Annotated in this window: 13 protein-coding genes; 3 read left to right on the forward strand and 10 right to left on the reverse strand. The window is 65.7% G+C overall.

What is annotated here, in order from left to right:
* The first annotated feature begins 3190 nt into the window (after positions 1 to 3190).
* Together FBR05_09145 and FBR05_09150 are read left to right on the forward strand one after the other, a co-directional pair.
* Positions 3191 to 8422: a protein phosphatase 2C domain-containing protein gene (locus FBR05_09145; GenBank protein ID MDL1872360.1), complete on the forward strand. Its 5232-nt coding sequence runs from the start codon at positions 3191 to 3193 to the stop codon at positions 8420 to 8422.
* Between the two features lie 11 nt (positions 8423 to 8433).
* The gene (locus FBR05_09150) at positions 8434 to 12336 is read left to right on the forward strand and encodes a hypothetical protein (GenBank protein ID MDL1872361.1); all 3903 of its coding nucleotides are present in this window, start codon (positions 8434 to 8436) and stop codon (positions 12334 to 12336) included.
* Here FBR05_09150 and ppk1 read toward each other — a convergent pair.
* From ppk1 to FBR05_09185, 7 genes are all read right to left on the reverse strand, one after another.
* On the reverse strand, positions 12333 to 14513 hold the full coding sequence (ppk1, locus tag FBR05_09155) for a polyphosphate kinase 1 (GenBank protein ID MDL1872362.1): 2181 nt from the start codon (positions 14511 to 14513) through the stop codon (positions 12333 to 12335). The two genes, FBR05_09150 and ppk1, sit on opposite strands and share 4 nt — an antisense overlap.
* 252 nt (positions 14514 to 14765) lie before the next feature.
* Complete coding sequence (lepB, locus tag FBR05_09160; GenBank protein ID MDL1872363.1) at positions 14766 to 15581, reverse strand: signal peptidase I; 816 nt, start codon at positions 15579 to 15581, stop codon at positions 14766 to 14768.
* Between the two features lie 14 nt (positions 15582 to 15595).
* Positions 15596 to 17404 (reverse strand): elongation factor 4, encoded by a 1809-nt coding sequence (lepA, locus tag FBR05_09165; protein MDL1872364.1) that lies wholly within the window; start codon positions 17402 to 17404, stop codon positions 15596 to 15598.
* 10 nt (positions 17405 to 17414) lie between these two features.
* A complete protein-coding gene (locus FBR05_09170; protein ID MDL1872365.1) occupies positions 17415 to 17612 on the reverse strand; it encodes a ribbon-helix-helix domain-containing protein in 198 nt (65 codons plus the stop codon).
* A gap of 33 nt (positions 17613 to 17645) precedes the next feature.
* Entirely contained in the window at positions 17646 to 18323 is a 678-nt protein-coding gene (locus tag FBR05_09175; GenBank protein MDL1872366.1) for a hypothetical protein, read from the reverse strand.
* A 54-nt stretch (positions 18324 to 18377) separates the two neighbouring features.
* A complete protein-coding gene (locus FBR05_09180; protein ID MDL1872367.1) occupies positions 18378 to 19598 on the reverse strand; it encodes an ATP-binding protein in 1221 nt (406 codons plus the stop codon).
* A gap of 69 nt (positions 19599 to 19667) precedes the next feature.
* On the reverse strand, positions 19668 to 20048 hold the full coding sequence (locus tag FBR05_09185) for a transposase (protein ID MDL1872368.1): 381 nt from the start codon (positions 20046 to 20048) through the stop codon (positions 19668 to 19670).
* A gap of 305 nt (positions 20049 to 20353) precedes the next feature.
* On the opposite strand from FBR05_09185, the gene FBR05_09190 reads away from it, so the two are divergent.
* A complete protein-coding gene (locus FBR05_09190) occupies positions 20354 to 20746 on the forward strand; it encodes a hypothetical protein (GenBank protein MDL1872369.1) in 393 nt (130 codons plus the stop codon).
* Between the two features lie 12 nt (positions 20747 to 20758).
* Here the strand turns inward: FBR05_09190 and FBR05_09195 are convergent, their stop codons facing one another.
* From FBR05_09195 to FBR05_09205, 3 genes are all read right to left on the reverse strand, one after another.
* Entirely contained in the window at positions 20759 to 21424 is a 666-nt protein-coding gene (locus tag FBR05_09195) for an SPOR domain-containing protein (GenBank protein ID MDL1872370.1), read from the reverse strand.
* Between the two features lie 23 nt (positions 21425 to 21447).
* The gene (locus FBR05_09200) at positions 21448 to 23136 is read right to left on the reverse strand and encodes an arginine--tRNA ligase (GenBank protein MDL1872371.1); all 1689 of its coding nucleotides are present in this window, start codon (positions 23134 to 23136) and stop codon (positions 21448 to 21450) included.
* A 12-nt stretch (positions 23137 to 23148) separates the two neighbouring features.
* Positions 23149 to 23810 (reverse strand): insulinase family protein (locus FBR05_09205; GenBank protein MDL1872372.1); only part of this gene is annotated, 662 nt, incomplete at its 5' end.

A 23810-nucleotide genomic window follows, 5' to 3' on the forward strand; every position in this document is an offset into this window, starting at 1 on the left:
CGTCGATCGCGCGCCAGCTCTGCGAGATGGGCGCCCTGCTTCCCGTCTTCCTGGATTCCCTGCCCGAGGCGCTGCGCGAGAACCCCTCGCACCGCTCCTTTTTCGACACCGTCCGCAACGCCGCCCGCGGCTACCGGGAGGACGGCATGCGCGTCAACGTCGAGGCGCCGCTGGTCGACCTGCTCGAGGAGCTGCACCGCCGCGCCCGCGACGACGACCGCTACGCCCCGGCCTATCACGCCATTTTCCAGAGCCTCGGCGCCCTGGAGCGAATCGCGCCCGATGCGACGCTCAGCCCGGCCCTGCGGCAAAGCGCCCGACGCTACGCCGAGGAGCTCAGCAGCTTCTCCTGGCGACGCGTCGGCCGGCACTTGGCCGCGCCGGAGTCGATCAGCATGCTCGCGGCCGGCGTGGTCTTGACCGAGCTGGCGCCGGTCTTGCTGTTGCGCGGTGCCGGCGTTTCGGGCGAACTAGGGCCCTTGGTCCGCGGCGGCCAAGTCACGGGTTGGGGCGAATTCGCCATCGGCGCCGGCGTCGGTCTCGCGATGCAGGCCGGCGGCCTGACGATGCACATGGCCTTCAACCGCGCCCCTGGGGTGAGCGTCTCTCAAGAATTTGACCGCATCGGCCTGGGCTCCCTCGCCCTCGGCACCGTCTTCTCCATGCTGGCGATGGGCGGGACCGTGGCGGGCGGACGATTGCTGCGCAGAGGGCTGCTGCCGGAAGGCGCGGCCTTAGGCCCGGGCCGCCTCGCCTTGGGCCACGTCGGACTGCGCCTGGGCAACTGGACGATCGGCGGCGGGCTCATGCTCGGCGCGCACAGCGCGACCGCGGCCCTGACCGGCCACGCCGCGATGCCCACCGGAGAAAACGTCGCCGAGATGTTCCTGACCATGGCCCTGTGGGACGCCGCCGCGGCCGGACTGAGATTCGGGGTGAGCCGCACGCGCTTCTGGCGCCACCAGATCGGCCCCTTCCGCACCAACCAGATGTTGCGCAGCAGCGTCGAGACGATGGTCCGCCGAGCCCCCGAGCTCGCCGGAGAACGGGGATTCCTGGAGGCGTATTTAGAAGCCCAACTCCGAAATCCGCGGCGCTTCCAAGAGATCGCCCGCGCCCTCGAACGCGGCGAGATCCCGCGCCTGGAGGGAGAAGGCCGCGCGCGCAGGCTGATCTTCACCGCGGCGCCGCTTTCCACCGAGGACCCGCTGAGCCGTACGGGAGCGGCGCGGGCCATCCTTCAGCTGGACGAGTCCGGCGCGGAGCGCCTGCGGCGCATCCTCGATTCGGAGGCCTTCGCGGGACATCCGGAGGGCGTCGGCCCCATCCGCGCCTTGATCCGCCAGCGCCTCGCCAACGGCGAGCGCCGGCCCCGCGTCTGGGTCCGGGCCTACCTCGAAGGGGATTCCATCAGCTTCGAGATCCTGCAGCGGCAGCCGGCGGACGGCGACCGCGAAAACACCTTCACCATGGATCCGAACGGCATTCGAAATCTCCAGACCGACGACCCGGTGCTTCGCGCCGTCATCATCGGCTATCAAAATCAGATGTTCACGCCGATCCTGCCGCCTTCGGCCGGGCACTCCGCACGACCGCCGGCCCGGACGGGAACCACCGAAGAACCGACGGCGGCGCATCGCCCGCCGCGTCCCGCCACGGAAGCCTCGTCGGCGGAACCCGTGTCGTCGGGTGGAAGCGAGACGGAACCTGCCCGAGCCGAACCCGCGGCCGCCGAGGCGTCGCCGGAATCCCTCGCCGCCCCCGTAGCGGCGCCTGCCGAAACCGCGCCGCGAGCCGAGCCCGCCGCGGGAACTGGAACGGAAACGGCGCCCGCCCGCCCGGCCGAGGCCAGCGCCGTCCGACCCGTTGGTTCCTCGGAAACCGCCGGTGCCTCGGAATCCGCGCTCGAAGTCACCGCCCCGCAGCAACCGACCCAGGCCCTGTTGGACGCCGCCCGCCGCACCTCGCCGGGCGTCCCGGCCGTCACTGAGGTTCCGGCCGCGGGCGGAAGGCCGCGCCGCGGCGACGAAACCGTCCCCTTTTCGACCCGGCAGCAGCAACGCGCCCGCACCGCCTCGCGCCCGGACATCCCCATCGAGCAGGCCCAGGCCGTGCTCCAAGGCGAGGACCCCGCGGCGACTCGCCGAATTCCCGCCGAGGAGGCCCGCGAATTGCGCGAACGGCTCGCGCGCCTGGACGGCGCGGAAGGCGATCGCCCCGAGACGGAGCCCGAGCCGCCCGCAAGGGCCGCCGGGGAAAGCGAGGCCCCCATCGAGTTGCGGGAGGGAGATTTTTCGCTCGACGCGCCCTCCGAGGCGCCGCCCGCCGAAGCACCGCGAGCCGAGACACCGCCGGCGGAGGACCCCTTCAGTTTCGCCGACCTGAACGAAGACGGCGCCGCGCCCGCAACGGGCACCGAGGGCGTCACCCTGCGTCCGCCGCGGGTCCCCGCGGAGGCCGCCGTCCAGCCGCCTCCGATCCCGGCCTCGCCTCGCCGCGGACCGCCCCCGCTGCCGCAGCGCACTCCGCCCACGGCACTGGCGGAGGCCATCGAGCGCGAGTCCGCCTCGGCGGAGCCCATCCTATTGATCCGTCGGCGGCTGGAAAGCCTGCGCCCCTCCCCCTCCCGGACCGCGGGCGTGCGCATCCCGGCCCCGGACGGCTACGACACTGCCGCAGCCCGCATGGACCGCTTCTTCGCCGACCTCTACGCCGAGATACAGGACCGTGGACGCCAGCAGGCGCAATACAACGCCGAGCTCGCCGCGGAGGGCCTCGCCCACCAGGAGTTGCCCTACCTGAACATTTTTACCGTCGAAGTCTCCCCTCGCGGCGAGATGCGGATTGTCTCCAACGTGGAGAACCTGCGCTACCGCGACCACAGCTATTTCACCCTGCGGCGCATCCCCGACGACTCGCGTCCGGATCGCTTCACCTTCCGCATCGAGGAAGCGATGAACCTCACGGACGAGATGGAGGCCGCCGGATGGCGCGAATTTTTCCTGCGGCTGTTCAACTGAGCGATCGGAACGCGCGGTGAAAACCCGCCCTCGCCGCTCCGGATAAACGCTTGGGATTGCGGAGTTTTTCCGATAAGGAAACCCCGAAAATTCGCCGCGAAATTTAGCATCTTTCCGCGGGGAAACCCGATAAACGAAATAACCGCCGGGGGCACGTCCGGAGGTTTTTCATGACGCCCCCAGGTTCCTACCGCAATTTTCTCCTCGGCCGCAGCGGCGCCTCGCTCGAGCACCGCGACATGGGCGAGGCCGTCACCCAGCTTCAGACCCTGGCCCGTCTCTCCGTCACCACCCAGGCCGGCACCACCGCCCGACGCGGCGACACCGCCATGCGCCTGCTGCTCAGCGGCACCGGCCGCGCCGGCGAGGCCATCACCTCCGAGGCGGAAGGCGCCGACGAGGCCGCGATTCGCGCCGGCCTCAACGTCGTCCTGGAGCGCGCCCGCGGCGGGGACCGGCGCTCCTTCTACGACGCGATGCGAGCTTATTTCGTCCTGATCCATCGCGCCCTGAGCGACGAGGCGACCCGCTCGCAAGTCCCCGAGCTGCTGCGCGGCCTGCGCCAGATCACGACCGAATACACCCGATTTCTCGCCGACAGCGCCGCATTAAGCCCCGAGGAGCGGCTGCGCTACCTCTTCGCCGCCTCCGGCGTCCTGCGCAACGCCCTGGGCCGCGTCCAGGTCGACGAGGCCTCCCGCAACGCCGCAGGCGCCGAGGAGATCGAGGCCCTGCGCACCCTGCTCCGCGAGACCTACGTCGAGCTGACCGGCCACTACCGACGGCACCTCCTGGCCCACCCCAACGGCGAGGCCTATACCGGCATCCTGCGCGAGATTCAGATGCGCGAGGCGATCCTCGCGGGCAACCACGACGTCGCCCGCCAGCGCGCCCTCGAGTTGACCCAATGGCTCACCGCCCACCCGCCGCCCGCGGAAGGATCGGAGACCGATCGCTGGGACCACCGCGCCGCGCGCGCCCTCTTGGATGACCCCGAGTTCGCCGGCCTGGTCCGCGGGATCGACGCGCCCTCGACGCCGGAGAACACCGTCGCCCTCATCAACGGCGTCTCCCTCGAGCTGGTGCAGACAGTCTGCGCGAGCATCGACCACGTCAACGAGGACGGCGAGGCCGTCATCACCGCGCGCTACCGCGCCCTTTCCTCCGTGGCCGGGATCCTCGCCTTGACCCGTCCTTCGCTCAACCTGGCCGATCTGCTCGCCGACCTGCGCAATCCCGCCCAGGCCGACGCGATCCGGCAGGAATTGGAGAACGCCGCCCACGACAGCGCCGAGGTCCAAAGCATGCTGACGGAGGCCCGCGGCGACGTCTCGCTGGAGCAATGGATCACGCGGGCCCGCGAGGCCGCCGCCCACGTCGAAAACCTGCGCACCGGGGCCGGCAGTCATCTACTCATGGCCATCTTCGACGAGAACCGTCGCCAAAACCCCATCGCCTCCCTGGCCGAATCGCTGCGGTCGCATCCCGGCCTGCTGCGCGCCCTGGGCCTCGACGCCGCGCAGCTGCGCGACGAGCGCGCCCTGCACCGGCTCGCCGCCGAGCTGTTCCGCCGCGGCCCTCTCGGCGTCTCGGTGGTAGAGGAATACGGCGCCGGCCATCCGGACGACTCGGTCCAAGGCATCCTGCGGCAGCTGCAAGCCGAGGCCAATCCCGCCGAGGACATCGGGGAGCTGCTCCAAGAGGTTCTCAACAGCTATCAGGACGGCCTGAACAACCGCCCCGACCACGAACTTGCCGCCGCTCACGCGGTCTTCCAGCTGATCGCCCAGACCCAGGAGGTGTCCGAAGGCGTCCGCGTCCCGGGCGAGGTGAGCACCCAGGCCCGCAGCCTGGTCAACCGGGTCGAAGGCTATGACTTCCGCACCCGCCGCGTCTTCGGGCACCTGGGCTCGGGCTCCAGCCTGGCCACGCTCGGCGCGGGCATCGTCTTGACCGAGCTTTTCCCGGCGGCGCTGATCGCCCGCGCCGGCACCTCGGGCCGCCTGGCCCTGCGCGGCGTCAACCTGGTCAACGCCGGACGGCTGACCTTCGCCGGCTCGGCCCTGACCGGCATCGGCGCCGGCCTCACCATGTCCTTCGTCGGTACGGGCTTGCATACGATGGACCGCTCCCGCCTGGGCCTCACCACCCATTTCTGGCGCGACTTCGGCGAGAGCGCCGCGACCAACACGGTCGTCTTCGGCGCCACCATCCCCTTCTCCCACGGCCTCGCGCGCTGGCTGACGCCCGCCGCCGAGGACGCGGCCGCCATCGGCAACCTCACCCTGCGCCGCCGCGTCGCCCTGCACGCCGGCACCGCCTTGTTCGGCGGCACCCTGACCCTGGGCGCCGGCACGCTCTGGCGCCGCCTGCACACCGGCCATTGGAGCGCCCCGTCCTATGAGGAGGTCGCGGAGAACTACCTGTCCATCCTGGCCTGGGAAGTGGGCGCCGCCGGCTTCCGGCGCTTCCGCACCCGCGTCGGCCTCGGCGCCGAGCTGGAAGGCCGCAGGCCCTTCGAGCCGCGGGAATACACCCCCGTCGAGAACACCGGCCGCCTCGCCGGGATCCGCAACCGCTTGAACCGCAGCTACGCCTGGCTGAACAACTTCGCGGCCCGCAGGACCTCGTCGGCGCTCAACCTGCTCTTCACGCAACTGGGACCGGCGCGCGCCGCCCGGATCAACGAGGTCGCCGGCCGTCTCGTCGCGGACAGCCCCCAGCTGACGCCGCTGCGGCAATATCTGGCCCGCCAGCTGGCGCTGCAGGAAATCTCGGCCCCCGGCAGCGTGGACCTCTACTCGGAGAGCTTCCTGCGGGGACATCGCATTCAGATCGTCGGCCGTCCGGGCAGCTTCCGCATGCATTTCGTCCCAGCGGAAAACGTCCGGGTAGCGCCGGAGGGCTACACCCCGCGCATCCTCGAGGCGATACGCCGCCATCACGTCGAGAACGCGGCCTCCACCGACGCCGATTACCTGCCGCGCTTCCTCCCGAACAATCCCTACGAGATCGTGGAGCTGCGGGTGAATCCCGAGACGGGCCGGATCGTCGCCGTCAACACTCATTCGCTCGGAGACACGGAAGGCGCTATCACCCTGCACGGCTCCTACGATCCCGTGACGCACCAACTGCGCCTGCCGCCCGTCGGCCGGGAGACCGCGCCCCGAGTTCTCGATCTGACGCCGATGATCGAGGCGCACCGCAGCTCGCCCGTGCCCCTGCTCTGGACCCCCGCGCTCGGCGCCCGCGTCCTGCCGCAACGGCTCAATCAGGCCTCCCGGGCCCGGATCAACCAGGCCATCGGCGACCTGAACCGCGACGGCAACATCAACCTGTTGATCAACGCCGACACCGGCGAGATCCTGAGCAACCTGATGTCCGTCGAATCCCTGGCGGATCTCGAGGGTGCGCCGCGCAACATCCTGCGGATCGGCGCCCGCTACAACGGCAACGACAAGACCTTGACGATTCCGGCCCCCAGAGGGGTCGATGGCGAATACGTCCTCGACATGGAGACCGGGCGCATCGAGCACCGCCTGCCCGAACGCGAAGGCGGTGAGGCCGGGGCCTCGCGGCCCGCGGAGGAGCGGCCCCGCGGCTCCGAACGCCGTCGCGCCTCGCGCCGGGAATCCACCCCCGAGACGGACGCCGACGACGCGGCCGACTCGACGGCCCGAAGGATCACCCGGCACAGGGTCCCGAACGCCCACATGGGCATCTTGACCACGCCGGCCCACGGCGAGACGGGGCCGGTGCAAGTCACCGTCCACTTCGGGGGAAGATCCGGCAAGATCCTGGGCATCAGCGAGGGGCACAGGCCCTCGACAAGCGAGCCCGATTTCCTCATTCCCGACAACCTGCCGGCCAGTGGCAACGTGCCTCGCAACCGCATCGCCCTGCACGGCGTCCACGACACGGAGGCTCGGCGCATCGTCCTCGAGGTCCCCGCCGCGGAAGGGCAAGAGGCCGGGACGATCACCATCGACTTGCGCAACGGGCGCATCCGCTTCGAGGCGCGTCCGACGCCTCCCGAGGGCCCCGGCGGCGGCACGCCCCCGCCGAGCGACGGCTCTCCGGAGGGAAATCCTCCGCTGGCCGCGGGTGAAGGAGACGGCGAAGCCTCGCCTCCGCCCGCCGCGGCCGACGCCGACGACTCGGAGACCACCGCGCCCCGCGCCGTCGTGAGGGCGGCGGACGAGACGGGCCCGCAGCCCGCGATCGATCCGGAGACCGACGTTCATGCCCCCCTCTTGATGGCCGAGATCCTCGACCCCGGCGAATCGCGCGCGGTGATTTCTCCCAACGTCCCGGGACGGCTGCGCGAGGGCCAACATTGGGCGATGATCCCGGGCGTGGGCGAGCTCTCGGCCTTCACCGAGACCGGAATGAGCAAGCACGCGACCCCGCGCAACGAGGACGCCTACGGTTTTTCGGTCGCCCAAGACGGTTCGCTGGTGGCCGTGGTCGCCGACGGCGCGGGCGGCAGCTCGACGGGCGACGCAGCCAGCGCGCGGGCGGTCGAAGTCATTCTCAATCGCGCCTCGGATCCCGCGGTGAGCCTGGGCCAGGCCTTCCGCGACGCGCACCCGGTGATCCTCTCGGACCTGCAGGCCGCCATCGAGGCGGCGCGCGCCGAACGGACGGCGGGACGGGACGTCGAGATCCCGGCCGACAGCTACACCGTCGCCACCGCCCTGCGCCTCGAGCCGGACGGCAGCGTCGAGGTCGCGACCGTCGGCGATTCCCAGGTCTGGATCGCCCGACCCAACGGGGGCGGCGCCTACGACGTGATCGCCCCCTACCTGCCAGCCAGCATGGCGGGCCTGCAGCGCGCCGCCCGCACGCCGGGCGTTACCACCACGGTGGGCATGAACGCCGTGGGCGGCGGCATCTTCACGCGCCTCGGCGGCAGCCCCCGTGAGGCGGCCCCTCCCATCACCGGCCGCATGGAAAGCGGGATCCCCAGCGGCATCTTCAACAACGAATTGACGATCCCGGCGTCGGACGGCTCCGGGGCCCGACAGCCCTTCATCGCCCAAGCGGGCGACCTCTTCCTGATGATGAGCGACGGCGTCCACACGCTGTTCAGCCGCGACCAGATGGCCTCCGTCATCCACGGTCTGGAAGGCGCCGAACCGGTGCGCCGGGCGATCCAGACCGAAGCTGCAGCGACGATGGACCTCTACCGCACAATGGCCCGCGGCCTGGCCCACGACCAGCGCGCCCTGATCGGCAGCGGCCGCTTCGAGGGCCATTACATCGACGCGGAAGGCCGCATCTACGACGCCCCGACCGACGGCAACCACGTGGGCAACGCCAGCCCAGACAACGTCGTCCTAATGGTCCTGCGCTACGATCCCTCCGTGGAGGGCGTGACGGCGGAGGAAGGCTCGCACTGAGAGGTTGAGCGATGACGCCCCCGCGCGAGGCACGAAATTTTCTCCTGGGATCTTCCCGTCCCCTCCCCGACCTGGACTTGAACCCCGAGGCCTCCGTCCGCCTGCGACTCGCCGCGGCCGCGGCCCGGGCCGAGGAGGACTCCCGCCACATCGAGCGGGAGGGCGCCGTCGACCGCTTTTCGTTGGAACCGGCGCTGCGCTACCGCCCCGACCTGGCCGGCAACTACCGCGAGATGAACGACCGGCAGTTGGAAATCTTCGTCCGCGACTCGCTGGCCGCGGGCCGCCGCGGGGAGCGGGTGCGTTATTACGACGCCCTCGCGGGGCAATTCGCCCTGCTGCAACGCGCGGCGAGCGAACAGGTCCCCGCCCTGACGCGGCTCTTCGTCGCCACGCTGGAGGAATACTCCAACTTCCTCCAGTACGCGCCCGACCTGAGCACCGAGGAGCGCCTGCGCTTCCTGTTCGCCGCGGCGCGGATCGGACACACCTATTTGAGCCACTTCCGCAGCCCTCCCCCCGGCGCCGCCTTGCCGGAGAGCGCGGAGGCCCTGCGGACGACCCTGGCCGCCGCCCTGGACGAGGTCGACGCCCAGCTGCAGGGCTACCACGCCCGGCTGGGGGCGGAGTCCTACCCGCTGTTCCCCCGCCTGCGCGGGGTGGCGGAGATCCTCGGCCTGCGCCGCGCCCTGTACCGCGGCGACGCGGCCGCGCAACGCCGCCACGCCCTGGCCTTGGCCGAGCATTTGAGCGCCCATCCCCCGACCGAGCTGGAAACCAGTTGGCATGCCCGAGCCGAGCGCGTCCTCTTGGAGGACCGCGAGATCGTCGCGCAGCTGAGGCATTTCGACGCGCCGTCGCTGCTGGAAGACCGCGCCGTCGCCCTCAACGCCCAGGCCCTCGAGTGGCTGGTCTTGGCGGCCGCCTCGCTGGACCGCGCCAACGAGGAGTCGGAAGCAGCCCTGCGCGCGCGCTACCGGGGCTTCAGCGCGGTCCTCACCGCGCTCGCGCTGCGGCACCCGGAATGGAGCTTGGAGGAAATGCTGCGCCGCCTGCGTTCCGCCGACTCTCAAGCCGGTCTGGTCACCGAGCTGGAGCAGACCCAATTGCGGAACGCCGAGGTCGCCCGCATGCTGACGGAGGCCCGCGGGGCTCAAAGCTTGGCCCAACTCACGGCCGCCGCGCGGGAGACCGCCCTGCACGTCGACCGCCTCGGCTACGGCATCGGCCGCAGCCTGCTTCCCGGCATCCTGGAGGCAAACCGGCGGCACCATCCGCTCTTGCGCATCGAGGCCGAGGTCCTGGGCCTTCCCAACCTGGGCGCCGAGTTGGGCCTGAACGGCCCGTTGCAGGGGCGCGAGCTCCTGCGCCGCCGCGCCCAAGGCATTGAACAACTGCGCGATTTCCAGAACCGGCATCCGGACCGTCCGGTCCAGAGACTGCTTAACCTCCTGCAGAGCGACGGCGAGGCGCCCCACCCGGCCGCGGGGATGGCCGGAGAGCTGCTCGAAATCTGGCAAGGGCGCCTGGCCGGGGCCGCCGACCACGAGGCCTTCGCCCTGCACGCCCTGTTCGGCGCCGTCGAGGAAAGCCGCGCGGAAGGCGGCGTCCCCGCCGAACTGCGGGCCCGCGCCCGGGCCCTTCGCGAGCGCGTGGACGGAACGGAATTCCGGACCCGGCGGATGTTCGGCCATCTTTTCTCCGCCTCCAACCTGGTCTCCTTGGGCGCGGGGATCCTCGCCGCGGAATTTCTCCCCAGCCTCCTGATCGCCCGAGCCGGCGCCGGCGGCTCGCTGGCGCTGCGCGGTATCCCCTTGGTCGCCCGCGGCTCGCTGACCCCTTGGGGCTCGGTGGCGACGGGGCTCGGCGTCGGCACGGCCTTGAGCGCCTTCGGCGCCGGCGCCCACAACTTGGACCGTTACGCGCAGGGCCTGAACACGCACTTCTGGCGCGACTTCGGCGCGAGCGCGGGGATCAACCTGGTCACCTTCGGCCTCACCATTCCATTTTCGCGCATTTTGCAGAATCGCCTGGCCGCCGGCGCGCGGGACCCCTTCCTGGTCGCCGACGGGCTTCGTTCGCGGGAGCTGGCCGTCCACGCGGGCACCGTCGCCTTTGGCGGCGCGACCGCCCTGGGCTTGGGCTTCGTCGGCCGCGGTGTCTTCGGCGGCCAGTGGTCGCTGTCGGGCGAGGAGGTCGCCGAGAATGTCCTTTCGATCGCGATGTGGGAGCTGGGCGCCGCCGGCCTGCGGCAGCTTCGAGGCCGCACGCTGGGCTTTGCCGGCCAATTGGGACCGCACCGCGCGGCTCGCCTCAACGAGCTCGTCCCCGCCTTGGTGGCGCGGGAGCCGGGGCTCGCGGGTCGCGAGGCGCTGCTCTCCCGCCTGCTCGCCCGCGGCGAGGTCCGCCACCCCGGCACCCTGGAGCGCTACCACCACGCCTTGGCGGAGGGAAGGATCCCGCAGCTCTTCGTGACGGGGCGCCGGGCCTCCTTGCGATTGGCGACGCCGGAAGAATTACCGCTGCGGCCGCCCGCCGCCGCGCCCGAGCCGACGCCCCCGCCGCCGGAGCCCCCACGCCCGGTCGTCATCGTTTGGGAGCGCGAGCCGATGCTTCGCCTCCCCGCGACCACCGCCAGCGAGGCCCCGCTGACACCCCTGACGCCCCGCTCGGATCCTCCGGGGACGCACCCTCCCCCGATTTCCCTCGAGGAATCGCCTTTTCGCCTGAGCGTGATGTCCGATCCGGCGAACTCGGAGCTAGGGGGGGCGATCGAATTCGGCGAATTGGCGGAGGGAACGGAACCCGGCGCGCGCATCCTCGGCCGCGCGGACTTTCGCTTCCTCTCCGAAGACCTGCGCCGCACCCTGAGCCGCGCCCACCTGGAGCTGCGCCTCGGCGAGGACGGCCAACTCTTGGCGCGCAACCTCAGCCGTGCCCGCACGCTGAACCCAGAAACGCAAGACCTCCTCGGCAGCTGGTACTATCGCGACGGCGAGTGGCACCCCATCGCCTCGGAGGGTTCGACCCCCTTGCAAGCGGGAGACACCCTCGGGATCGGTAACCGGCTGGAGCCCGTCCAATTTCAAATATTGCCCAATCAGAGGCCGCCCATCTCGCCGATCTCCCTCGCCCCGGGACGGCGCCTGGCCCTAGGACGTTTCCGCTTGATCCGCACGGGAGAGGAGTCGTTGTTTCGCCTGGCGGGCGCCGGCGAGACGCCGGTGGAGGTGATCCGCTCGCTCGGGGACGGCGCGGGAGAGCGTCGCTCCTACCGGGCCACGGACAACCCCGTCATCGGCGAGATCGGCGAAGAGGTCTTCGTCGCCGTCGGCGAAGGCCCGGAGCGTCGCAGCTACCGCCTCTATCTCGACAGCCCGGACCGGCCCGCGGCGACGCTGCCGGAGCTCGACCTGCACTACGACGGGGTGGATTGGCACGGCCGCTTCCGCGCCTCCGAGGGATCCATCGATTTCGGGCGGATCCACCAGCCGCAGCTGTTCACCGCGCCCTTCATCTCGCGCAACCACTTCCGCATCTCCATCGGCTCGCATGAGGGGCATCCGCGCTACGTCCTGTTCGTCGAGGCCCCGCACGGCCTCGCCGTCGGGAATCGCCGCTTTGCCCACGGATCGCAGGTCCTGCTGATGTCGGGGGTTTACCAACTGAATTTTCCGATGGACAGCCACGGCCGGAGCTTCGCTCCGGGCCAGTTGCGCCTGTTCCCCATCGAGGGAAGCTTCGCCGAATGGCGAACCGGCCCCTTGCTCCCCAATCACGATCGGGCGGTCCCGCCGCCTCCGCCACCCCCACCGCCGCCGCCCCCGCTGCCGCCTCGCCCGCCGCAGGCGCACCCCGCCTCGCCGGCGCGCCGGCCCGGTTGGCGTAATTTATGGGGTTGGTTGGAGGATTAAGCGTACGTCTCGGGCAGCGGGTTTCGCTTGGAAGTATACCAATCCAAGAGGATGGACTGGGAATCGACGAGGGGCGCCTGCTCGGACTCGCGCGCGACCTTCTCGTAATGCCCGTCATAGTGCAGGCGGCTGGCGCGGACGTTGTCCTGCAGCATGATCTCGAGGACGTTCACCTTGAGCTGCTCGCGCAGCTCGGCGTTGAGGATGGGGCAGAGCGTCTCGACGCGGTGGTCGAGGTTGCGCTCCATCAGGTCCGCGCTGCCGAAGAAGATCTCCTCCTCACCCCCGTTTTGAAAATAATAGATGCGATGGTGCTCGAGGAAGCGCCCGACGATCGAGATCACGCGGATATTGTCGCTGATCCCGGGGAGGCCCGGGCGCAGGCAGCAGACCCCACGGACGATCATGTCGATCTTCACCCCCGCCTGCGAGGCTCGGTAGAGGCTTTGGATGATGCGCGAGTCGGCGACGTGGTTGCACTTGAGGATGAGACGCGCCGGGCGGCCCGCGCGGGCGTGCTCGGCCTCGCGCTCGATGAGGGCGACCAATCCCTGCCGCAGGTTGACGGGGGCCACCAGCAATTTTTTGAAATTCCGCTTGTTGGAGTAGCCGGTCAGGTAGTTGAAGACCTCGGAGACGTCCTCGGCGATCTCGGGATCGGCGGTAAACAATCCGAGGTCGGTATAGACCTGCGCGGTCATCCGGTTGTAGTTGCCGGTGCCGACGTGCAGGTAGCGTCGAATCCCGTCTCCCTCCTTGCGCACCACCATGCAGAGCTTGGCGTGGGTCTTGAGGTTGACCAGGCCGTAGTTGACGTGGACGCCGACCTCGTCGAGCCGGTTGGCCCAGACGATGTTGTTGCGCTCGTCGAAGCGGGCCTTCAACTCGACCACCGCCGCGACCTGTTTGCCTTCCTCCGCCGCCTCGATCAGCTGGTCGACGATCGGCGAGTTGGGGCCGATGCGGTACAGGGTCATCTTGATGGCGATGACCTGCGGGTCGTCCACCGCGGCGCGGAGGAAGGACTCGACGGAGGTGAAGGACTCGTAGGGGTGATGCACCAGGTAGTCGCCGTAGCGGATCTGCTCGAAGAGCTTGTCCTTCTCCTCGTAGGGAAAAAGCACGCGCGGCGAAAAAGGCGGAAACTTCAGCTGCGGCAGGTGCAGCTTGGTGAGGGCCCACCAATCGCCGAAGAACATGCGCGTCTCCTTGCGCATCAGGACGTCCTCGCGGATCTGGAAGTTCTCGAGCAGGATGTCCAAAATGCGTTCGGGCATGGCCGCCTCGACCTTGAGCAGCGAGACCGCTCCGTAGCGGATCTGTTTCAGGCTCTTGTCGACGGACTCGAGCAGATCGTCGGCCTCGTCCTCCTGGATCACCAGGTCGGTGTCGCGGATGACGCGGAACAGGTAGACCTCTTCCACGGGAATGCCCGGAAAAAGCTCGCCGATGTTGCTGCGGATGACGTCCTCGAGGAAGACGAAGCTCTGCCCCGGCTTGGTACTGATGGACTCGGGGATGGGGATGAAGCGCGGCAGCATGCTGGGGATCTTGACCCGCGCGAACTTGCGTTCCCCCTCGTGCTGCAGGCCCACCGCGAAATTCATGCTGAGGTTGGAGATGTGCGGGAAGGGATGGGCCGGATCGAAGGCCAGCGGAGTCAGGACCGGAAAGATCTGCTTCTTGAAATAGTCCTTGAGATATTCCTGCACCGCCGGCGTGTACTGGGGGATCTCGAGGAAATGCACCCAGTTTTTCTCAAGCGCGGGCCGCAGCAGCTTTTCCCAGGCATCGCTCTGGTCCTTCATCATCTTGAAGGCGCGCTCGCGGACGGCCCGGATCTGTTGGCGGGCGCTCATCCCGTCGAGGCTGACGTCCTCGATCCCGGCGCGGATCTTCTTGAGCAGTGTGGCCATGCGGATCATGAAGAATTCGTCGAGGTTGGTGCCGACGATGGCCAAAAACTTGACCCGCTCGAGCAGGGGCAGCGAGGCGTCGTAGACCTGGTCGAGGACGCGCTGGTTGAACTCAAGCCAGCTGAGCTCGCGGTTGATGAAGAGGGCCGGATTGGAGAGGTTCTGCGGGTCGAGCTTGGTCCAATCCACCGGCGGCGCCGGAGGGGCGCTGTCAACGGAACTATTGGATAATACTCGCCATTTTTTCTTGCTGGGTTTCATAATGGGACGCGAAAGATTGTAATACAAGCACACCGCCCGCGACCACTTAAGAATTCCTCACAATCTTCGGACCAAGACTATAATAATCCGGCCTCCCGCTTCCCGGGGACATATACCCCTGAGCGGGTTTCGAGAAGTCGAACACCTTAAAGCCTTCTATATCTTCGACTTCTCGACCTTTCCCAGGACCGGCTTGAGGTCCTGGGAAAAAAGCGAAGGGGTATATGTCCCCGGGAAGCGGGAGGCCGCACCTCACTGAATCCAACGCCCGAAGCGATCCCAACGAAATCCCGCGATCCCCTCCTCCGGCCGGTCGTTGTGGTAACGCAGCGAGAGCCAGATGAACATCGCCCGCCCCTTGACGTTGGCGATGGGCACGAAGCCCCAGAAGCGCGAGTCCTGCGAGTTGTCTCGGTTGTCCCCCATCACGAAGAGGTGGTCGGCGGGCACGACGTATTCCTTGCGCTCTTCATAGTGCTGCGGGGCCTCCTGCTTGAGGTGGACGCGCTCGCCCAGCTTCTCGAGGTAGACGCGAAAATACTCCCAATTTTCGAAGGCCGGAATGGTCTTGAATTTGGAAGGGGCGCCGAAGGCCTCGACGGGCTCGAGGTCGAGCAGGCGCGGATTCTTGGCGCTCTTGCCCAGCACCGGCACTTGGACCGTCGGGAGCTTCTCGCCGTTGACGTAGACATCGTCGCCGTCGACCAGGACGCGGTCGCCGGGGAGGCCCACCACCCGCTTGATGTAGTCGAGACCCGGTTCTTTGGGATAGATGAAGACGATGGGCTCGCCGCGCTGCGGGTCCTTGTACTTCCACAACCAGCGGCTGGTGAAGGGGACGCGGATCCCGTAGATGAATTTGTTGACGAAGATGTGGTCGCCCACCATCAAGGTGGGGATCATCGAGCCGCTGGGGATCTTGAAGGCCTCGACGACGAAGGAGCGGAGAAACAGGGCGATGAAGACGGCGGTGAGCAGGGCCTCGACGTACTCGCGGGTCTTGGATTTCTCTTTGGCGGCCTTGCGGGCCGGCGGGGTTGCGATCGAGGCTTCGAATTTGTTTTCCATGAAATGCCTTTCCCTTAATCAATCTTCAACGCGGCCAGGAAGGCCTCCTGGGGGATCTCGACGTTGCCGACCTGCTTCATACGCTTCTTCCCCTCTTTTTGTTTCTCCAAAAGCTTGCGCTTGCGGGTGATGTCGCCGCCGTAGCACTTGGCCAGGACGTTCTTGCGCATCGCCTTGATCGTTTCGCGTGCCAGGATGCGGCCGCCCAGGGCCGCCTGGATCGCCACCTCGTACTGCTGCCGGGGAATGATCTCGCGCAGCTTCTCGCAGAGCTCGCGGCCGCGTTGGTAGGCCTTGTCCCGGTGCAGGATGACCGAGAGGGCGTCGACCACGTCCCCGTTGATCATGATGTTGAGCTTGACCAGCTCGCTGCCGCGGTAACCCAAAAGCTCGTAGTCGAAGGAGGCGTAGCCTTTGCTGAGGCTCTTCAGCTTGTCGTAGAAGTCGAAGACGATCTCGCTGAGCGGCAGCTCATACTCTAAAGCGATATGCGTCGGCGTCAGGTAATCCATCTTAACCTGAGTACCGCGGCGTCCCTCGCAGAGCTGGATGATGGCGCCGATGTACTCCGCGGGGATGTGGATCGTCGCCTTGATGTAGGGCTCTTGGATGCTCTCGATGTCCTGGGTCGCCGGCATCTTGGCCGGGTTGTCGATCGTCAGCTCCTCGCCCTGCACCGTCTTCACCATGTAGACGACGGTGGGCGCGGTGGAGATCAGGTTGAGGTTGTACTCGCGCTCGAGGCGCTCCTGGATGATCTCCATGTGGAGCAGGCCCAAGAAGCCGCAGCGGAAGCCGAAGCCCAGGGCCAGCGAGGTCTCGGGCTCGTACTGGAAGCTGGCGTCGTTGAGGCGGAGCTTTTCCAGGGAGTAGCGCAAATTTTCGTACTCGGCCGAATCCGTCGGGTAGATCCCGCAAAACACCATCGGCTTCACTTCCTTGAAGCCCGCCAGGGCCTGGGCCGCCGGCCGGCCGGCGTGGGTGACGGTGTCGCCGATCTTGATGTCGTGGATGTCCTTGATCGCCGCGGTGAAGAAGCCGACCTCCCCCGCGCCGAGCGACGCGACCTCGACGCCGTGGGGGGTGAAGACGCCCAGCTGGTCGATGGGGTGCTTCTTGCCCGTGGCCATGAAGAGGATCTCGTCGCCCTTCTTCACGGTTCCTTCCATGACGCGCATCAGGACGACGACGCCCTGGTAGGGGTCGAACCAAGAGTCGAAGATCAGGCCTTGCAGGGGCGCAGCCGGATCGCCCTTGGGCGGAGGAAAGACGGCGACGACGTGTTCGAGGATGTCCTCGATGCCGATGCCCGACTTGGCGCTGGCCTCGACGGCGTAGGTGGTGTCGAGGCCGATCACGTCCTCGATCTCTTTTTTCACCCGCGCCGGATCGGCCGCCGGGAGGTCGATCTTGTTCAAGACCGGGAAGATCTCGAGGTTGTTGTCGATGGCCACGTAGACGTTGGCCAAGGTCTGGGCCTGGATGCCCTGGGAGGCGTCGACCACCAAGATGGCGCCCTCGCAGGCAGCCAGCGAGCGCGAAACTTCGTAGTGGAAATCGACGTGGCCGGGGGTGTCGATTAGGTTGAGGATGTAGGTCTGGCCGTCCTTGGCCTTGTAGTTGAGGCGGACGGTCTGGGCCTTGATGGTGATGCCCCGCTCGCGCTCGAGCTCGAGCTTGTCCAAGAACTGGTCCTGCATCTCGCGGGAGCTCAAGGCGCCGGTGAACTCGAGTAGGCGGTCGGCGAGCGTGGACTTCCCGTGGTCGATGTGGGCGATGATCGAAAAATTGCGGATATTCTTCAGGGCGGGGACTTCGGGCATGGTGGGCTCTCTACTTGCCTTCCGTCCGGTCGTAAAGCCCGAGTTGCTCGCCGGGCAGCTCGGCCTTGTGCTTGTCGAGGATCAGGTCGATCCCCTGGCGGATGTACTCGGCGATGGGGACCTTCGTCTTGTCGTTTAAGGCCTTGAGCTTGTCGTTCTGCTCTTCGGTGATATAGACGGTCGTGCTGATTTTCTTGCGCTGGGCCATGGCAGGCCACCATAAATGACCATATATATAGTGTCAACCATGGGATGATGGGATGCGGCGCCGTCTCCAGAGCCACAGAACACTGCCAAGGGGCAGAAGGAGCCAGGCCCATCCGCTCGCCGGAACGGCGGCGTGCGTATTGAGGGAACAAAAACTTCCGCCTTGCAGGGAGGACGCGGTCCGTTCCGGCACGACTTCTTTGTCCGCCGGCTCGGCCCGGGGCTCGTCCGCGGGCGGGGGATTCGCGGGAGGGGGAGCTGGGGGCTCCTTCGGGCATAGCTCGACCTTGCATGGGGTCTTGGCCGCGAGCTTGGCGAGGCAATCGCAGGGCTCGAGGGTCGTGATTTTGACGGGCTTCTCGAGGCGGGTGACCTCCAGGGCCTCGATCAGGTCGTAGCTTTCGTTGACCCGCCTCAAGACCGATCGTTGGTTCAGTAAATTTCCGTCGTCCCGCACGCTGACAGCGCCCAGCACGTTCGCCGCCTCCGGATCGACCTCGGTGCAGGCCCTCATATACAGCGCGTCCTTGGCGCCGTCGGGATCGGGGCAGGCTTTGCGTTTGCATTCGATGGCCGCGAGGATTTCCTCGAAGCGGGGCGAGGCGCAAAGGTCGGTGACCACGGCCTTGAGGGGCTCCTGGCCCCCGGCCTGGGTCGAGATCAGCATGCAAGCGAATAGCAAACTCCACGACAGGTTGGTCTTGGTTTTCATCGTTCCTCCCGCTACGTTCCGGCCCTCGTTTTTAACTCCAATACATTTTAGACCTTATTCGCTGCCTTTGCCAGGTCGTCTCCAATCCCCGGCACTGAACGGATCTGCCGTATCGAGTCGCCCGTTTTTAAGCATGCGCAGCAACCCGCAAACCTCGAGCTTCTCGTCGACTGGGTAGCGCTCCTCTCCGGGCACGACGAACACCAGTTTTTCTAAATTCAGCAAAGAGACTATTTTTCGATGCGCCTCGGTTACCTTTGGGCTTTGGGAAAATTTAACCTCGAAGCCCAGCCTCTTCCCGCCGCGGATGAGCAATAGATCCAACTCCATCTGTCCGTGAACGGACCAAAAATAGATCTCTTCGTCGGTGGCGCGATAGAAGCGGGCGACCTCCTCCAGCGCAAAGCCCTCCCATGAAGCGCCCAACTTGGGATGGACTTGCAGGGCGGAATAATCCGCAATCCCAAGCAATTGATGAAAGATCCCAGAATCGCGGAAATAGATCTTGGGGCGCTTTACCTGGCGCTTCCCAATATTTTCGTACCAGGGATCGAGGCGCCGGATCATGAAGGTCCCCACCAACACATCGAGATAATTCTTAATGGTAGTGTCGGCCTTATCCAAAGAGCGGCCGATCTCGGAAGCCTGAAAGATCTGCCCGTGATAATGGGCCAGCATCATCCAAAAGCGCCGCAAAGCCGGTGCGGGAATGCGAATGCCCAACTGCGGAATATCCCGCTCGAGATAAGTGCGGATATAGCCCTCTCGCCAGGCGGCGCTCAGGGCATCGTCTTCCGCAAGATAGGAGCGCGGAAAACCGCCTCGCACCCAAAGCCTATCTTGATGTTCAAGCCCTACCTCGGTCAATGAAAAGGGATAAACGTCCAAGAAAGTGATTCGCCCCGCGAGGGTTTCCGAGCTTTGCTGGATCAAATCCCGCGAGGCGCTGCCCAAAATCAGAAACTTGGTCTTGGCCCCGGCGCGATCCGCCAAGACGCGCAAGACGGGAAACAAGTCCGGCTCGCGTTGGATTTCATCCAAGACCACCAAGCCCTGTAAATTTTCGAGGGCGAGCTTAGCGTTTTGCAAACGGCCTAGATGCACCGGATCTTCGAGGTCGAAAAAATGGGCGGGGCCAGAATGGGGGGAAACATCCCGGGCAATATACTGCTTGGCGAGAGTCGTCTTGCCGCTCTGGCGAGGGCCCAGAAGCGCCACGATGGGAGTAACGCGAAAGGCTTGGTCGATGAGAGGGTAATAATCTGTTCGGTTCACCCCTCCAGAATCTATGAAATTTCTGTGCTTAGCAAAGAAATTTCATAGAATTAATATTATTTATATTTTTCAAATACTTATCAGTGGAAAAACCCACACTGGAAGATAATCGGCCAAAATCTCAGGCCAAAACTGACCGTAAGCTTCCCCATCAACCGGACAATTCAAAATAGAATTTTTTGTTTCGAGTTTCAGCTTGTAAAGGCTTGGGGGCAATCCTCCCAGGGCATCATGGGGCCTCTGCTCGTTGTACTCGATCAGCCATTCATGGGTTATTTCCCAAACCTGATCCAGATCCTCAAACAAATAGGCATCCAATACCTCGTTTCGAAGAGAATGACACTCCACCGGCCTGAACGGCCATAGACTTCGAGTCCATGTGATGCCCCTTGTCCCCACCCGTGGAGTGTTGCGGGCGGGGTTCTCTAGATTTTGGGGATCCCCCCAAATGGCCGGCTAAATTTCCCGGCATCTGGAGAAGGAGCAAGTTAGATGCCAAATGCGAAGCGGCTTGCTTCGATGCTGGCACGCGTCTCTTCATAGGGTTGCTTCGAACTGTCTGGATGCGAGGCCGAGCCATTCCAAAAAACAGACGTTTATGTTGCATCCTCGAACTTACAATAAATTTCAGAGAATGAATCGTAAATCTAATTCGAATCGAAATTGTGTATCAATCGCCGCGCGAAGCAACTCTGTTCGGACTGCGCCGATAACCATCCCGCACTCCAAAGAAAATTTTATTTTTTGGAGGGCGCATGTTTTCACAAACCATTTCCAAACTCAACGATACTTACCAATCCGCCGCAAATTACCTTTCAAAGGCCTTTGAGCCTTTAAATCAGGGCATCGATGCGATAACGAATTACTGGCACGGCCTGGTAGAGAAGGGTAAAGCCGCGAAGGCCGCAGAAATTGAAGCCATGAATATGAAAGTCCAGAAAGAAAAACTTGAGTGTATACTTCAGCGCCAGCCGGACAAAGAACTAGTGCGCTCGATATCGGCTAGGATCTGCACCGACCTTACCATGGATCTCGGCGGAGACTTCGCATCTTGCCAAAGAGATACAGAAATTCAAATTCATGCGGAAGCCGTCGCAGAGGCGCTGTCGAAATGTAATCGGTATCCAGCTCGCGAGCCAGACTTCTAGATTAGCAAATCCCTACTCCGCCTGCACCACGCGCAGCTCGACGTTTTCCTGATTGCTCATCTTCGCCGCGAAGTCCTCGGCCAGCTTGCGGTCGCCGAAGCTGCCGACGCGGACGTCGAAGGAAGGCGTGGAACCGCGTTGGTCGATGACTAGGTAGGCCTCGTAGCCCTTTGACTTGAGCTTGGTGATCTCGCGGGAGGCGAGCAGCTCGTCGAAGAACTGCGCGACCTGGATCGAGAACTTGCTGTTGCCGCTCGACTTGAATCGCACCATCGTGTTCTTGTCGACGTTGGTGGCGATCAGGCTCTTGTTGACGGCGAGGTTTTCCTGCGTGGGTTCCTGCCGCGGCGCGGGCCGGGTGGAGCCGTCGGCACCCACGTGGTAGGTCGGAATGTCTGGATTCGCCTCTTCCCCTTCCCCGGGAACCGCCCCTTCGGCGCCTTCCTCCGTGTCGACCAGCTTGTCGTGCTGCGGCGGCGCCTTGGCCGCCCTGGGCGCGGGGGGCGCCAGATCTTGGAAGGCTCGCTGCTGAGCCGCCAAGGGCTGGGCGGGCTCGGGGAAGATCGTCTTGCCGAAGCGGGCCCCCAGCAGAAAGACCAGCGACAGCACCACCACCTCGACCCCCAGCAGGAGGATGAACTGGCTCAAGGAAAATTTGATCGGGTATTTTTCTTCCATGATGCATTCCCTTAGGCGCGGGATCAGGCGGGAAATGATTCCTCGCTCTCCCTCGTCATGCTCTCCGGCGCCGAGACGCCGAGGATATTGAGGCCGTGCCGAAAGACCTCGCGCAGGGTCTTGACCAAATACAGCTTCGCCAAGGTCGTCTCGCGCCGGGGACCGATCACGCGGTAGCGGTCGTCGCCCTTGGCGCGGGTATAATAGTTTTGGAAGGTTTTGGCTAGATCCAAGAGGTAAAAGGCCACGCGGTGCGGCTCGTAAAACTGTACAGCCCCCGCCAAGGTCTCGGGATAGTTCAGCAAGGTCTTGACCAGGCCGATCTCCTCCTCGAGCTGCAAGGGGCTTAGCCCCGGCTCGCCCAGGGCCTCGGGGGCCGGGTAGCCCGCCTCCTCCGCCTTGCGGAAGATCGAGCACATCCGCGCGTGGGCGTATTGGATGTAATAGACGGGATTCTCCGCGCTCTGCTGCTTGGCGAGCTCGAGGTCGAAGTCCAAGGCCGCGTTGTGCGAGCGCATCATGAAGAAAAAGCGCGCCGCGTCCTTCCCGACCTCGTCGATCACCTCGTGCAGCGTCACGTACTCGCCGGTGCGCTTGCTCATGTTGACGACCTCGCCGCCCCGCTTCAGGTTGACGAGCTGCATGAGCAGGAAGTGCAGCTTCTCGGGGTTGTGGCCCAGGGCCGCCACCGCCGCCTTGAGGCGCTGGACGTAGCCGCCGTGGTCGGCGCCCATCACGTTGAGGTAGACGTCGTAGCCCCGGTCGAACTTGTCCTTGTGATAGGCGATGTCCGGCGTGAAATAGGTGTAGGTGTTGTCGCCCTTGATCAAGACCCTATCCTTGTCGTCCCCGAATTCGCTGGTCTTGAACCACAGCGCGCCTTCCCGCTCGTAGGTCATGCCCTTGGCCTTCAATACGGCCAAGGCCTCGTCGATCTTGCCCTCCTCGTAGAGCGAGGACTCGGAATAATAATGGTCGAAGACGATGCCTAAGCGCAGCAGCTCTTCCTTGATGGTCTCGAGCAACTCGACGCCCAGCAGCTTGCCCACCGCCAGGGGGTCGTGCTTGATCGGGGCGATGCGATCCTTGAGCTCGATAACCAGGTCTTCGAGGTATTTGCCGCGATAGACGTCCTCGGGCAGTGCGACCTCGACGCCGCCCACCTGGGTCATCACCGTGTGGTAGTGGCAGCCGGAATGGCCGAGGGTCTTGATCTGGACGCCGTGGTCGTTGACGTAGAACTCCCGCGTCACCCGGTGCCCGGTCACCTCGAGCAGCCGCGCTAGGCAATCGCCTACCACCGCGTTGCGGCCGTGCCCGACGTGCATCGGGCCGGTCGGATTGGCGCTGAGGAATTCCAGCAGGACGCGCCGGCCGCCGCCGAAGTCGAAGGACTGCAAGGCGTTCGGGCCCTGCCAGAGGGACTTGAGGGCCTCGTGGTAGGCCGTGGGCTTGAGGAAGAAGTTGAGGAAGCCCGGTCCCTTCACCTCGACTTTTTCGAAGATCGAGGTCTCGCCGCTCAGCGCCGAGGCCAGCTGCTCGGCCAGCTTCGGCGGCGGAAGCTTGGCGGCCTTGGCGAGGGCCAGGGCGACGTTGCTGCTCAGGTCGCCGTGCTCTTTGACCTTGGGGGCGTCGAGCACAATTTCGGAAGGAGGTTCATGACCGAGGCCACGGAGGTGTTTTGCGATTAGATTGGAAAGAATCGTTTTCATGAAAAATCAAGGTTATTGACCAATGGACATCACCCTCGCCCCCGGCATCGGCCCGATCTTCTTCGGGTCCCCCACCACCAAGACCTGCAGGGCCTCGGGCTTGAGGTACTGCTCGGCGACCCGCTGAATATCTTCCAGAGTCACCTTCTCGATGTTCTGGCGGAACAGCTCGAGGTAGTTCGGCGGATAGCCATAATAGGCGAAACGGGCCTCGTCCTTGGCGAAGTTGTACCTCGGCTCGTACTCCGAATAAAGCGAGTTCAACAGCGATTGCTTGTAAAAGTCCAGCTCCGCCTGGGTGACGCTGCCCGGGCGGCGGATCTCCTCGAGGATGCGGCGGCTCTCGGCCAGGACCCGCTTGGCGTTTTTCGCCTGGGTCTGGGCCATGATGTAGAAGACCCCGTAGTCGGTCTCCAGGCCGAAGCGCGAGTAGATGCCGTAGGCCAGGCCCAGGGTCGAACGCACCCGCTTGCCCAGCCGGCTGACCAAGGCCTCGCCGCCCAAGATATCGTTGAGCAGCATCAGGGCGAATTTGTCGGGATTGAAGCGCTTGTCCCCGAAGTGCCCGAGGAGCAATGTCGCCTGATCCGCGCTCTTGGGGATCAGGGTCTGCCCCGCGGAAAAGCGCTTCTCGACGGGGGCGGGGACCGGCAGGGGCTCGGTCGCCTTGGGCC

Source organism: Deltaproteobacteria bacterium PRO3, assembly GCA_030263375.1.
Classification (GTDB): Bacteria; UBA10199; UBA10199; order DSSB01; family DSSB01; genus DSSB01.